Origin of the sequence: Gordonia zhenghanii (assembly GCF_021738965.1) — a bacterium.
Classification (GTDB): Bacteria; Actinomycetota; Actinomycetes; order Mycobacteriales; family Mycobacteriaceae; genus Gordonia; species Gordonia zhenghanii.
Window position 1 is genome coordinate 444,936 of record NZ_JAKKOQ010000001.1, and the last position, 12,782, is coordinate 457,717.

Consider the following 12,782-nt stretch of genomic DNA (forward strand, 5'->3'; position numbering starts at 1 on the left):
GCCAAAGTATAACGGTCGCCTCTCATGTGTCCGGACTAGCATCGTCTCTGTAACAGTCGCGGCACCACGCACCGACCGAAATGACCGAGAGGAGGCCGCGCACGTGCGTGCGTTCATCCGCCGAGGGCTCAACAGGGTTCTCGGAACAGCCCAGGCCACGATCGACACGATCGAGCCGGGCAGCATCTTCGTCGCGCCTCGCAAACCGATCGCGATCGACGACGAGGCGGCGATCACCGAAGTGCTCGACCTCGCCGCGAAGATCGGGGCCGTCCTCCTCGACTCCGGGACCGGCGCCATCGACACCCGACGACAGATCGAGTTCGTCGCGGGCATCTACGGCCTCGACGACGTCGACATCGACGTCACGTTCAACACGATCATCGTGTGCGCCCAGCGCGGCAACAACCTTCCTCCCGTGACGTGCGTCCGCACCGTCTACGCGCGGTCGCTCGACTTCACCCGACTGGCCCACGTCGACCGGTTGGTGCGGCGCATCCGCCAGCTGGCGATCAGCCCGGCGACCGCCCACGGCATCGTCGACGAGATCACCCGGGCTCCGCACCACTACCCGTACTGGGTGGCGAACGCCGGTTGGGGCGTCATGGCGTCGGGCATCTCGATCCTGCTCGGCGGCACCTGGGTCGTCTGGTTCACCGCACTGATCACGACGGTCATCATCGTGAGCATCAATCGTCGGCTGGCGCGCGCCGGAACCCCCATCTTCTTCCAGCAGTTCGCCGGCGGATTCATCGCCGTCGTGCCCGCAGCGCTCCTGTTCCATTGGCGGGAGGAACTCGGCCTCGGCGAATCGTTCGCGCCGTCGCAGATCATCGCGGCGGGCATCGTGGTCCTCTTGTCGGGACTCTCACTCGTCGGCTCGGTGCAGGACGCGATCACCGGAGCCCCGATCACCGGCACCGCGCGGTTCTCCGAAGTCGTCTTGCTGACCGGCGGCATCCTCGCAGGTGTCGCGCTGGGGCTGCGGATCGTCGAGAGCGTCGGCGTCATCCTGCCCGGCCTGGGAACCCAGATGCCGTTCGGACCAGCCGATCTCGCCGCCCGCATCGTCGGCGGCGCGATAGCCGCCGGAGCGTTCGCCGTCGGCAGCTACGCGGAGCGTCGCGCGATCCCCGTCGCGCTCGGCGCGGGCGCCGTCGCGTCCGCGGTCGCGTTCGGCCTCGCGCTCACCGACTCCGGCACCATCTTGAGTTCCGCGACGGCCGCCGTCGTCGTCGGCCTCGTCGGTGGTCTCGCCGCACGCCGTGCGCTCACTCCCCCGCTCGTCGTCGCCGTCGCCGGGATCACTCCGCTTCTGCCTGGTCTGGCGATCTACCGCGGCCTGTACGGGATCATGAGCGACCAGTCACTCGTCGGATTCAGCCAGGTGGCAGGTGCGTTGACGACCGGCTGCGCACTCGCCGCCGGCGTCACGCTCGGTGAGTTCATCGCCCGGTCGCTGCGTCGACCCCATCTCCCGAGCCGGATAATACGGATCCCACAGCGTCCTGACCTGCGCAGACCTGTGGTCCGCAAGCCGCACGGAAACCGCAACGGCACCAGCGCTTGACCCTCACGCGACGTCAGCCCCGACTATCGAAGGCGTGAGGATGACACGCAAGGACACCACGTGGACAGTAGGACAGCTCGCCGACCTCTCGGGCGTGACGGTGCGGACTCTGCACCACTACGACGAGATCGGCCTGCTGCACCCCACCGACCGAAACAGCGCCGGATACCGCCTCTACACCGAGGCGGATCTGGTTCGGCTGCAGCAGATCGTGGTGTACCGCAGGCTCGAGATGCCGCTCGATGAGATCGCCGACCTGCTCGACGGGTCCGACGACGCCGTCGACCATCTCCGCAGGCAGCGTGCCACCGTCACCGCCAGGCGTGACGAGCTCGACACCCTCGTCGACGCAATCGATCAAGCATTGGAGCGAGAGATGAACAACCGACCGGCGACCGACGACGACCTGCGCGAACTGTTCGGGCACGGGTTCTCCGACGAGTACCAGGCCGAGGCGGAGGAACGCTGGGGCGACACCGACAAGTGGGCCCAGTCGCAGGCACGGACCGCGCAGTACACGAAGGCCGACTGGGCGCAGATCAAGGACGAGCAGGACGCGGCCAACAACGCGTTCATCGCCGCCATGCGCGCCGGGGAACCCGCAGACGGCGACGTCGCAGTGGCGATCGCCGAGCGCGTTCGGGTCCACATGAACGATCGGTTCTACGACTGCGACCACGAGTTCCATCGGTGCCTCGGCGAGATGTATGTGAGCGATCCGCGCTTCGCGGCGACCTACGACGATCTCGAACCGGGACTGTCCCAGTACGTTCGCGACGCGATCGTCGCCAACGCCGATCGGCACGGTGGATCCGACCACAGGTAGAATCGGCAGCATGCCTGCTAAGACCACTGAAATCACCACAGACGAGGAACTGGCAACGATCGCCGACGAGACTGCGCTCTCCGCGCGTCGAGTCGTCGCCGCGTACGCCGCCGACGCCGACGAATGCCGGATGCTCCTCGCCATGCTCGGAATCGCACCGGACGAACCGGCAGCCTGATCCGGCATGGCTGACTTCGTCGTAGTCGCCAATCGTCTGCCGGTCGACAAACGTGTCGAGCCCGACGGGTCCACTTCTTGGAAGCGTGCACCCGGCGGGCTCGTCACTGCATTGACCCCGACTCTCGCCTCTCATTCGGGCGCGTGGGTCGGCTGGAGCGGTGTGCCCGACTCGTCCGACGACCCGCAGATCGACGGGATCGACATCCGTTCGGTTCCGTTGTCGAGCGACGAGATCGCCGACTACTACGAGGGTTTCGCCAACTCGACTCTCTGGCCGCTCTACCACGACCTGCTCGTGGAACCGGTCTTCGACCACGACTGGTGGACGACGTACGTCGCCGTCAACGAGCGCTTCGCGCAGGCTGCCTCCGAGGCCGCCGACCCCGGGGCGACCGTGTGGGTGCACGACTACCAGCTCCAACTCGTCCCCGCCCTCCTCCGCGAACTGCGCCCGGACCTGCGCATCGGATTCTTCCTGCACATCCCGTTCCCGTCGTACGAGCTGTTCACGCGCCTCCCGTGGCGTGCGGAACTACTCCGCGGGCTACTCGGAGCCGACCTCGTCGGCTTCCACCTCCCCGGCGGAGCCGAGAATTTCTTGACCCTGGTGCGTCGAGTCCTCGGTGTCGAGGCGTCTCACGACCCGGTCGGCGTCCGCGACGGGCTCGGCACGATTCGCGACGGCGCTCGGACGATCCGAGTCGGATCGTTCCCGATCTCGGTCGACGCCTCAGACGTCGCCGAGCAGGCCGCGGCGATGACCGAACGCGCTGCGGCCATCCGTGCCGAACTCGGCGATCCGGCGACCGTCCTGTTGGGCGTCGACCGCCTCGATTACACGAAGGGCATCGACGTCCGGCTCGACGCGCTCGACGGCCTGTTCCGCGACGGCCGACTCGACCCCGCCGACACCGTCCTGGTCCAGTTGGCCAGTCCGAGCCGGGAGAACGTCGACAGCTATATCAAGGTCCGCAACCGGATCGAGCAGTCCGTCGCGCATATCAACGGCACCCACGGGACCGTGACGAGCCCACCGGTCCGATACCTGCTCCAACCCGTGCCTCGCGACGAACTGCTCGCCTACTTCCTGGCCGCCGACGTCATGCTCGTGACCCCACTGAGGGACGGTATGAACCTCGTCGCCAAGGAGTACGCGGCCTGCCGTTCCGACCTCGGCGGGGCCCTCGTCCTCAGCGAGTTCACCGGTGCCGCGACCGAGATGGACCAGGCGTACCTGGTGAACCCGTACGACCAGCGGAACGTGCAGGACGCCGTCTTCCGCGCGGTGACCGACGACCCGCAGGCGCGGCGCGAACGGATGTCGGCACTGCACCAGCAGGTCCTCGACTTCGACGTGGACCTGTGGTCGCGGAGCTTCCTGCAGTGTCTCGCCGAGGCAAGCCAGTGAGTCCGACGGCTCGGGCGACCCCGCTCGGCGACGCACTCGTCGAGTTCGCGTCGCTGGACCGCGTGCTCATCGCCTCCGACTACGACGGCTGCGTCGCGCCCATCGTGTCGCGTCCCGAGGACGCGGTGCCCGATCCGGCATCCGCAGCGGCGTTGACCGCTGCCGCCGACCTCCCCGGGACGTGGGCTGCACTCGTGTCCGGGCGGGCACGTGCCGACCTGTCGGCACTGTCCGGCCTGGGTGACCCGGTGACGCTCGTCGGGAGCCACGGCGCCGAGTTCGAGTCCGGATTCGACGAGCCGCTCACCGTCGAGCAGAAGACTCTCCTCGCCGCGGTCGTCGCCGAGTTCGAGTCCATCGCGACACGGTTCCCCGGCACCAGCGTCGAGACGAAGCCCGCGAGCACCACCCTGCACGTCCGGAACGCCTCCGACGACGATGCCCGCGCCGCGCTCACGCTGGCCGTCGAGGGTCCCGCGTCATGGGCGGGGGTCCACGTGACGCACGGCAAGTCCGTCATCGAACTCGCGGTCATCGAGACGAGCAAGGGACACGCGCTCGACCGTCTCCGCGACCGCGTCCACGCGCAGGCCGTGCTCTATCTCGGCGACGACATCACCGACGAGAAGGCGTTCGCGCACCTGAACCTGCCCGGCGACGTCGGCGTCAAGGTCGGCGACGGCGCGACTGCCGCCAAATTCCGCATCACCGGCCCCGACGAGGTCGCACAGGTGTTGACCGCGGCCGTCGAGTTGCGCGCGAGCGCTACCCGGTCTTGACGTTGCGGCGGGCGCTCGCCTGATCGCGCGGCATCAGCACGATCTGGTCGAGGTTCACGTGCGGCGGGCGGGACGCGGCGAACGCGATCACGTCGGCGACGTCCGTCGCAGTCAACGGCGTGAGCCCCTTGTAGACGGCGTCGGCGCGCTCGGCGTCCCCGTCGAACCGGACGAGCGAGAACTCGGTCTCGACCATGCCCGGCAGGATCTCGGTGAGCCGGATCGGCTTGCCCAGCAGTTCGGGTCGCAGCGTCCGGTGCAGCACGGACTGGCCGTGCTTGGCGGACGTGTAGCCCGAACCGTTGTCGTAGGTCTCGATCGCCGCGATCGAGGTGATCGTCACGATCAGTCCGTCACCCGACGCCTCCAGGAGCGGCAGCAGTCCCTTCGTCACGCGGAGCGTCCCGATGACGTTGGTCTCCCACATCCACCGCCAGTCGTCGAGGTCGGCGTCGGCGACCGTCGCCAACCCCTTCGCACCGCCCGCGTTGTTGACCAAGACGTCCACCCGGTCGAGCGACGCGACGAACGTCTCGACCGACTCCGCGTCCGTGACGTCGAGATGCTGTGCGCGACCGCCGATCTCGGCTGCCAGCGTCTCGATCCGATCGGTTCGACGCGCCCCGACGACGACGTGGTAGCCGTCGCTCGCGAGCGCGCGGGCCGTCGCCTCTCCGATACCCGAACTCGCGCCGGTCACCACTGCGACTCTGCGTTGCCGTCCATCGCCCGAATCAGTTGAAGTAGTCATGGTTCTCCAGTCTAAGAGACTGCTCGCCGCCCCACCCGGCTGCTAGATTCGACGCCATGATCGGTAGCGGAGTGGTCCCAGCGAGTCTGCGCGTCGGGACCGGTCCGACCGCTGCCGTCCTGCACGCGATCCGGGTGCACGGGCCGGTCACCCGCGACCAGGTCGTGGCCGCCGTCGACCTGTCGCCCGCCACCGTCAACCGTCAGGTCAACGCACTGCTCGACGCGAAGCTCGTCACCGAGCGCGCCGACCTCGTGGACCCCGGGGCCATCGGTCGCCCCAAACTCCCGTTGACCATCGACCGGGACCACTTCTGCGTCGCGGGCATGCACGTCGGCGCGCGTCGCACCGCACTCGTGGTCGCCGACCTGCGCGGACGCACCCTGTATTCGCACGCCGTGCGGACCACGGACGTCACCGACCTGTGCGCCCAGCTGCGGGTGCTCGCGAATCGCTTCTCGGGCCGACGCGTCCTCTGGGGAGGCGTCGCCATCGGCGGGGCGGTCGACAGCGAGTCGGGCGTCGTCGACCACCCGATCCTCGGGTGGCGACATCAGCCGCTCGGCGACGAACTGACGGCGGCGCTCGACGTTCCCGTCTCGGTGTCCGAGCACGTGCAGGCGATGGCCGCCGCCGAGCTCATCCTGTCCGGCGCGGCAGCCCGGGGGCCGTCCGGTCTGTTCTTCTACGCTCGCGAGACCGTCGGCATGGCGATGACGTTCGGCGGCCACGTACATCAGCCCGCCCGCGGCGCTGGGACCATCGCAGGCCTGACCGTCGTCCCAGGAGAACTCGCCGACACGGCCGTCGCCGGGCTCCAGTCGGTGATCGGCACGCAGTCGCTGCTCGACGCCGCCGAACGTCTCGGCATCGAGGCGGGAGCCAACCGGCTGGCCGACGAGCGGGCCCGCGTCCTCGGGCAGGCCGTCGCAGCGATGCGCGACGTGGTGAACCCCGACGAGATCGTCGTCGCGGGCGACGCGTTCGCCGCCCACCCGCAGGGGCTGGCTCCGGTCCAGGCCGCATTCGACGAAGCGACCCTGATCGACCGACCGCTGGAGATCGTCCCGACGTGTTTCGGCGTCCACGTGACCGAGGCTGCGGCCGTCGCCGTCGCGTTGTCGTCCGTGTACGTCGACCCGCTGGCCGTCGTCTGACGCGCTACTCGGCGAACCCGTTCAGCACGGCGCGCGAGCCGGACAGCCCTAATCGGCTCGCTCCTGCCTCGATCAGTTCCGCGGCGAACTCGGCCGTCCGGATTCCGCCGCTCGCTTTGACGCCGATCGACGGCCCGACGGTGTCCCGCATCACCCGCACCGCGTGCACGCTCGCGCCGCCGGACGGGTGGAAGCCGGTCGAGGTCTTCACGAAGTCGGCTCCGCCGTCGACGGCCTTGCGGCACACCGCGGCCAACCCGTCGTCGCCGATCGTCTCCAGCAGGACCGCCGACTCGACGATCACCTTGAGCACGGTGTCGGCCCCGACGCCTTCGCGGACGGTGAGGACGTCGGCGAAGACCTCGTCGTAGTTCCCGGCGACAGCGGCGCCGACGTCGATCACCATGTCGACCTCCTGCGCGCCGTTCTCGACGGCGAACCGCGCTTCGGCCGCCTTCACCAACGAATGGTGCTTGCCCGACGGGAAGCCCGCGACGACGCAGGTCGTCAACGGCCCCGTATCGATCGGGAGCATCGACGGAGACAGACAGACCGAGTAGACGCCCAGGTCGGCCGCTTCGCCGACCGCCGCAGCGGCGTCGGCGCGAGTCGCTGCGGGACGGAGGAGCGTGTGGTCCACGAGGGCCGCGACCGCCGCCCGGTTCAGGTTGCTTTTCGTCACAACATACGAGCTTGGCACACTTGGACGGGTGAGCACCTCCACACCCTCCTCCCCCGCACCCGTCTCGCCTGCAACCCAGGACGACGATCGGCGGATCGTCTTGACCCTCGGCTGCCCCGACCGCACCGGCATCGTCGCCGCGATCTCCGGATTCATCGCCGAGATCGGCGGCTGGATCACCGAGGCCCGGTACCACTCGGACGACCAGTCCGGCTGGTTCTTCACCCGGCAGGCGATCCGCGCAGACAGCGTCGACCTCGACGTCGACGAGCTCCGACGCCGCTTCACCGAGGTGGCCGCGCGGATAGGGCCGGAGGCCGAGTGGTCGATGACCGACACCGGCGTCGAGAAGTCCGTCGTCCTACTCGTCAGCCGGGACAGCCACTGCCTCATCGATCTGCTCGGTCGCGCCGAACGCGGCGAGTTCCCGGCCACCATCCGCGCCGTGATCGGCAACCACCGCGACCTCGAAGAGCTGACGACGCGCTTCGGCGTGCCGTTCCACCACATCCCGTTCCCGGCCGACGGCAAGCCTGCGGCGTTCTCACAGCTGCGCGAACTCGTGGACGGCTACACCCCGGACGCGATCATCCTGGCGCGATTCATGCAGATCCTGCCCGCCGACCTCTGCGAGGCGTGGGCGGGACGAGCCGTGAACATCCACCACAGCTTCCTACCGAGCTTCATCGGCGCCCGCCCCTACCACCAGGCGTTCGACCGGGGCGTCAAACTGATCGGCGCGACGTGCCACTACGTGACCGCCGACCTCGACGCAGGCCCGATCATCGAGCAGGACGTCAGCCGGATCAACCACGACTACTCGACCGCGGACATGGTCCGTCAGGGTCGCGACATCGAAGCCCTCGTCCTGTCCCGCGGAGTCCGCTGGCACCTCGAGGACCGCATCCTCGTCCACGGCCGAAAGACCGTCGTCTTCACCTGACCTAGATCGAGCAGCCGCCGGACGAGTCGCCGGACGACGTGTTCGACTCCGACGCCGCCTGCATGTTCACGTCGTCGCCGGCGAAGCTGAAGTCGACCCCGGTCTTGCCGACCGTGAACTTGTCGACCTTGATCTGCTTGAACAGCGGGCCGAACATCGACTGGGTCACCTGATCGACGATCGGCTGGGCGAAGTCGGACGGCAGACCGAACATGAGCGCGGTCGCGTCGGTCACCTGGAAGGAGACGGCTCCGTCGGCCAGCTTGGGCTTCAGAGTCACAGTGGCGGGGACCGAGATGATCGCGATCGGCACTTCGGTACTCACCTTGATCGTCCCGGCCTGCTCGTCGGCAGTGATCCCGGTGATCTTCGCGCTCCCCTGGGTCTCCGAACTGTTACTCAGCTCGGTGATCCGGTCGTACGGCAGGATTCCGTTGCCCTCGAGGTGCTGCACCGTTCCGCCGTCGGTACTGATGCCTTCGGCCCTCGCGTGCAGGCGCATGTCGGCGGCGTCGCCGTCATTCGTGTCGACCTGAACCCACGGGACGTCGCCGCCGAACACCGACAGCAGCATCGGTTTACGCGACACGGACACCTCGGTCGACGCACCGGTCAGGTCGCCGAACGCGTTCTCGATACAGCCGGTCACTTTGTTGCGCATGTAGAGCTCGGTGCCGACGCCCGCGATGATCACGACCAGGACCAGCGCCAGTGCGACGAGCGAATAGGTGCGTCGACGCCGCTTCTTGTCGCCCGCAGGCGCCGAGCGGGTGACGGGTGCGCTCGGCGGCGGCCCCGCCGGAGTCGTCCCGGTCGGCTCGAACTCGCCGGTTCCCGGCGTCTCGAATTGCTTGGTCGACGGATTCGCCTGCGAATAGGCGTGCGTCGGGGGTTCCGGCTGGGACTGTGGTGGCTGGGGTGCCTGGGCCTGGGCCTGGGCCTGGACACGGTTCTGGTCGATCGGACCGGTGACGACCTCACCCGTGGGGGTCTCTTCGGACTCGGGGGCAGGATCGGGCGTTGCGCCCAGCTCGTTCTCGTCCTCGCGGTTCTGATCCGCGCGGTTCTCGTCCTCGCGGTTCTGATCCGCGCGGTTCTCGTCTTCTGTCACTTCGCATCCGTCCCATCCAGTCGGGGAATGTCCCGGCGGTTGGCGAGCGTCGCCAGCGCCGTACGCGCCTTGTCGGTCCGGGACAGATCGAGATCGTGCAGATCAACCCGCTCGCCGGAATCGTAGTCGGCGACAACGCTACCGAACGGATCTGAGATTCGGCTATGCCCAATCCCGGTGGGCGCTGAGGATTCCCGGACTGCGGCATCGGCAGGCGACGCCTGGCCGACCGCTGCGACGTAGGACACCGAGTCCAGCGCCCGCGCCGACGCAAGCAACTGCCACTGCGCGAGCTTTCCGGGGCCTGCCCCCCACGACGCAGGCACGACGACGAGCTGCGCCCCGCGTCGAGCGAGTTCGGTGAACAACTCGGGGAAGCGGATGTCGTAGCACGTGGCCACCCCGATCCGGTGCTCACCGAGGTCGAAGACGAGCGGCTCGTCGCCCGCCGCGATCGTGTCGGACTCACGGAACCCGAATGCATCGAACAAATGAATCTTGTCGTAGGCCAGTCGCTGGAGTCCCGGCCGGGCCACCACGAGCGTGTTGCGGATCCGGCCGTCTGGCGACGGTGTGAACATTCCGGCGACGACGGTCACACCGGTCTCGTCGGCGACGCCGGAGACCCCGGACGCCCAGGGACCGTCCAGGGGTTGTGCGACGTTGCGCAACGACACACCGAACCGGCACATCGACGCCTCGGGGAACACGATCAGCTCGGCGCCGTCGCGGGCCGCGCGCCGCGTCTCTTCGACTATCCGCGTCAGGTTCGCCTGGGGATCGGTCCCGGTGGAAATCTGGGCCATTGCGAGTCGCACGCGACCTCCTTCTCGAGACGAGTCGTTCTGTCAGCGCTGATAGCGCGTGGATCCTTCCGGTCCGCTCGTCGAACTCACCAGCTTCGCGAAGCAATGGTCCTTGTCGAGGGACTGACTCGCACACCACGACAATGCCTGCTTCGGATTCGCGAACGGCTGGGCCGACACGATGATCCACCAGTTCGGGCTGGAGAAGACGGGCCAGTCCGACGACCGAAGCAGTTTAACGTTCGGGTAGCGGGCCTTCATGCTCTCGTACTCGGCGAGGATCGACTGGTTGTCCCACGTCCGCCCCTCGGCCACGACTCCAGGCCATTTGGCGCTCACCTGGGCCACCCACCGTCCGTCGTAGTCGGCCCGGACGGCTGCGGTGTCGATCTGCGACTGCGACGCGATCGTCGAAGCGGCGTCCGCCTCCGGATCGGTGACGACCGTCGGCGGCGTCGTGTCGGTGGCCTGCTGTGTCTCGACGGTCTCGACGGCCGTCGCGGGGTCGGTCTGATCGTCGGAGTTCGCGACCTTCACCCAGATCACGACGGCGGCGACGACCAGGGCGAGGACGCACGCGATCGCGAGTCCGATCGCGATGCCGCGAGCCACGTTCGAGGGCTCTTCCCAGATGAGGGTGTAGGTCGGCCGGGCGCGTCGGTCCGCAGATAGACGTCGAGATCTCCCGACGATGGAGGTTCCTACGCCATCCATCGGAAAGACCTCGACGTGTCCGACGCTACCCTGCCGGCCGGCTTCGGCCGCCCTGACCTGACCGCCTTCGCGTCTTATCCCAATCGCCTCTGATCGGGTCTGCTGATCCTCTCGACGAGAACGCAGCGACATCACAGCCACCCAACCCCGACCGTCCGGGAAGCCGGGACACGTCACATGGCCTGTGCTGCGGGCGTGTCGAGTGGGTCGTCCAGGGGCGACGCAGGAGCGTCGACGCGACGTGCTGAGAGGTGGTTTTAGTCGAGCACTAGCACACCGGCTACAGGCGTGGCGATAGGTCAGGAACGGCGTCGCTCCCTACGCAGGAGGGAGCGCAGAGTCTCGGCGTTCGCGTAGCCGACCCGTAGCGCGATCTCGGCGGAGGTGAGGTCCGTGGTTGCTGAGAGGTGCCGAGCTCGTTCGATGCGAAGCCGTTGGACGAAGCCGAGCGGAGTGAGGTTGAGCGCCGCACGGACTCGTCGTTCGAGGGTGCGCCGGCTGGTGCCGAGCGACTGCGCGACGAAGGCGACGTTGAACGGTTCGTCCAGGCGGGCGCGCACGAAGCGTTCGAACTCGACGACGATCGGGTCCTCGTGCCGGAGATGTTCGTAGGCGACGAAGGCCGCCTGCGACGGGCGCTCGTCGATGATGAGGAGCTTGGCGACATGTTGGGCCAGGTCGGGGCTGATCGATCGCACGAGTGAGAGCGCGAGGTCGATGTGGGCGAACGCGGCGCCGGCGGTGACGAGGTTCCCGTCGACCACGACCATGGTGTCGAGATCGAGGGCGACGGTCGGATAGCGCTTCAGGAACTCCGGCCCCAGGAACCAGCTGGTCGTCGCCCGCCGATGATGCATCCGTCCGGTCTCGGCGACAGCGAACACGCCGGTGCACGCCGCGGCGATCCGGGTGGTCGCCTCGTCGAGGCGCCCGAGCGAGGCGATGACCGAACGAGCATCTCGGCTGTGGAGGGCGTCGTTGGTAGCGGCGGCCGTAAGGGTTCCAAGCGCAGGGACGACGACCACGTCGAACTCTGCGGACTCCGACAGCGGGTGGTCCACCGACAGGGTCATCGATGCCGTCGTGGTCACTCGCCGTTTCGGTCCGAGGATGGCGAGTTGGATCGGGTCGATCCGCGGGTCGACATCGCGGCGGGCTCCGTCGGCCACCCGCACGATGTCGATGATCGACGCGATAGCCGAACCGAAGCAGCCGTCGATCGCGATCAGTCCGATACGCATGACGTAAACAATAGCAATACTGCCGTATACGCCACTTCCCACCGGCCCTCGCTCGTCATACGCTGAACTCGTCCCACGAAGAACCCCGATTTCAAGGAGAGTCCCTCATGTCCACACCCGCATCACTTCCGTATGCCTTCGTCGCCAAGATCGTCGCGGCCGATGGACAGCACGACGCGCTCGCCGATCTGCTCGGCGGCGCTGTCGCACTCGCCAACGAAGAAGCAGGAACGATTGTCTGGTTCGCGGTCAGGACCCACGCCGACACCTTCTGGATCTTCGATGCATTCCCCGACGAGGCCGCTCGCGACGCCCACGCCAACGGCGCCATCGTCGCAGCCCTGATGGCCAACCAGCACCTCCTCGGCGCAGCACCCGAGATCCTGGCGGCCGACGTCCTCGCGTCCAAGCTCCCGTAGTCCGCCAACGCACGAGACGATCGCGCCCCGCCGAGCCGTCGCCAGGTCGCGACGCAACGCCATGCTGCGTTGCCGAGCGGTGCGAGGCCTATCGGCACACGGACAGGATGCCGGCCGCGAGTGCTCAGCCGGCGAGGGGTCCGTCGCAGAGGAGAGCGACGTCGGTGTCGGGCAGAGCCGTGAGGCCAGCGCATC

Annotated in this window: 14 protein-coding genes; 8 read left to right on the forward strand and 6 right to left on the reverse strand. The window is 68.1% G+C overall.

The window, feature by feature from the left end:
* Window positions 1–103: 103 nt before the first annotated feature.
* The 5 genes from L5G32_RS01900 to otsB are packed head-to-tail and all read left to right on the forward strand — an operon-like array spanning window position 104 to window position 4,763.
* Window positions 104–1,570: a threonine/serine exporter family protein gene (locus L5G32_RS01900; RefSeq protein ID WP_237009311.1), complete on the forward strand. Its 1,467-nt coding sequence runs from the start codon at window positions 104–106 to the stop codon at window positions 1,568–1,570.
* 40 nt (window positions 1,571–1,610) lie between these two features.
* Window positions 1,611–2,396 (forward strand): MerR family transcriptional regulator, encoded by a 786-nt coding sequence (locus tag L5G32_RS01905; protein WP_237009312.1) that lies wholly within the window; start codon window positions 1,611–1,613, stop codon window positions 2,394–2,396.
* A gap of 10 nt (window positions 2,397–2,406) precedes the next feature.
* Window positions 2,407–2,574 carry a hypothetical protein gene (locus L5G32_RS01910; protein ID WP_237009313.1) on the forward strand — a complete coding sequence of 56 codons (168 nt, stop codon included), beginning with the start codon at window positions 2,407–2,409 and terminating at the stop codon, window positions 2,572–2,574.
* Between the two features lie 6 nt (window positions 2,575–2,580).
* Window positions 2,581–3,984: an alpha,alpha-trehalose-phosphate synthase (UDP-forming) gene (locus L5G32_RS01915; RefSeq protein ID WP_237009314.1), complete on the forward strand. Its 1,404-nt coding sequence runs from the start codon at window positions 2,581–2,583 to the stop codon at window positions 3,982–3,984.
* Window positions 3,981–4,763 (forward strand): trehalose-phosphatase, encoded by a 783-nt coding sequence (gene otsB, locus L5G32_RS01920; RefSeq protein WP_237009315.1) that lies wholly within the window; start codon window positions 3,981–3,983, stop codon window positions 4,761–4,763. The genes L5G32_RS01915 and otsB overlap by 4 nt, the downstream gene beginning before the upstream one ends.
* On the opposite strand, the gene L5G32_RS01925 is transcribed toward otsB, so the two are convergent.
* A complete protein-coding gene (locus tag L5G32_RS01925; protein WP_237009316.1) occupies window positions 4,750–5,514 on the reverse strand; it encodes an SDR family NAD(P)-dependent oxidoreductase in 765 nt (254 codons plus the stop codon). The two genes, otsB and L5G32_RS01925, sit on opposite strands and share 14 nt — an antisense overlap.
* Before the next feature lie 56 nt (window positions 5,515–5,570).
* Here L5G32_RS01925 and L5G32_RS01930 point away from each other — a divergent pair, with 56 nt between their 5' ends.
* Entirely contained in the window at window positions 5,571–6,671 is a 1,101-nt protein-coding gene (locus L5G32_RS01930) for an ROK family transcriptional regulator (protein WP_237009317.1), read from the forward strand.
* Between the two features lie 4 nt (window positions 6,672–6,675).
* On the opposite strand, the gene deoC is transcribed toward L5G32_RS01930, so the two are convergent.
* Window positions 6,676–7,353 (reverse strand): deoxyribose-phosphate aldolase, encoded by a 678-nt coding sequence (gene deoC, locus L5G32_RS01935; RefSeq protein WP_237009318.1) that lies wholly within the window; start codon window positions 7,351–7,353, stop codon window positions 6,676–6,678.
* Between the two features lie 94 nt (window positions 7,354–7,447).
* On the opposite strand from deoC, the gene purU reads away from it, so the two are divergent.
* A complete protein-coding gene (gene purU / locus L5G32_RS01940; RefSeq protein WP_308192007.1) occupies window positions 7,448–8,296 on the forward strand; it encodes a formyltetrahydrofolate deformylase in 849 nt (282 codons plus the stop codon).
* A 1-nt stretch (window position 8,297) separates the two neighbouring features.
* On the opposite strand, the gene L5G32_RS19315 is transcribed toward purU, so the two are convergent.
* The 4 genes from L5G32_RS19315 to L5G32_RS01960 form a co-directional block, all read right to left on the reverse strand.
* Window positions 8,298–9,407, reverse strand: a complete 1,110-nt coding sequence (locus tag L5G32_RS19315) for an LmeA family phospholipid-binding protein (RefSeq protein ID WP_237009320.1) — start codon at window positions 9,405–9,407, stop codon at window positions 8,298–8,300.
* Window positions 9,404–10,225 (reverse strand): carbon-nitrogen hydrolase family protein, encoded by an 822-nt coding sequence (locus L5G32_RS01950; RefSeq protein WP_237009321.1) that lies wholly within the window; start codon window positions 10,223–10,225, stop codon window positions 9,404–9,406. Before L5G32_RS01950 ends, L5G32_RS19315 begins: the two co-directional genes overlap by 4 nt.
* 30 nt (window positions 10,226–10,255) lie before the next feature.
* Window positions 10,256–10,927 (reverse strand): hypothetical protein, encoded by a 672-nt coding sequence (locus L5G32_RS01955; protein ID WP_237009322.1) that lies wholly within the window; start codon window positions 10,925–10,927, stop codon window positions 10,256–10,258.
* 299 nt (window positions 10,928–11,226) lie between these two features.
* Complete coding sequence (locus L5G32_RS01960) at window positions 11,227–12,168, reverse strand: GlxA family transcriptional regulator (RefSeq protein ID WP_143965599.1); 942 nt, start codon at window positions 12,166–12,168, stop codon at window positions 11,227–11,229.
* A gap of 107 nt (window positions 12,169–12,275) precedes the next feature.
* On the opposite strand from L5G32_RS01960, the gene L5G32_RS01965 reads away from it, so the two are divergent.
* Window positions 12,276–12,587, forward strand: a complete 312-nt coding sequence (locus L5G32_RS01965) for a putative quinol monooxygenase (protein WP_143965598.1) — start codon at window positions 12,276–12,278, stop codon at window positions 12,585–12,587.
* Window positions 12,588–12,782 lie beyond the last annotated feature (195 nt).

Bases quoted from the DNA above. Each gene is read 5' to 3' on its own strand.
- L5G32_RS01905 (WP_237009312.1), top strand. From the start codon at position 1,611: ATGACACGCAAGGACACCACGTGGACAGTAGGACAGCTCGCCGACCTC.
- L5G32_RS01910 (WP_237009313.1), top strand. From the start codon at position 2,407: ATGCCTGCTAAGACCACTGAAATCACCACAGACGAGGAACTGGCAACG.
- L5G32_RS01915 (WP_237009314.1), top strand. From the start codon at position 2,581: ATGGCTGACTTCGTCGTAGTCGCCAATCGTCTGCCGGTCGACAAACGT.
- L5G32_RS01925 (WP_237009316.1), bottom strand. From the start codon at position 5,514: ATGACTACTTCAACTGATTCGGGCGATGGACGGCAACGCAGAGTCGCA.
- L5G32_RS01930 (WP_237009317.1), top strand. From the start codon at position 5,571: ATGATCGGTAGCGGAGTGGTCCCAGCGAGTCTGCGCGTCGGGACCGGT.
- L5G32_RS01955 (WP_237009322.1), bottom strand. From the start codon at position 10,927: ATGGATGGCGTAGGAACCTCCATCGTCGGGAGATCTCGACGTCTATCT.
- L5G32_RS01960 (WP_143965599.1), bottom strand. From the start codon at position 12,168: ATGCGTATCGGACTGATCGCGATCGACGGCTGCTTCGGTTCGGCTATC.
- L5G32_RS01965 (WP_143965598.1), top strand. From the start codon at position 12,276: ATGTCCACACCCGCATCACTTCCGTATGCCTTCGTCGCCAAGATCGTC.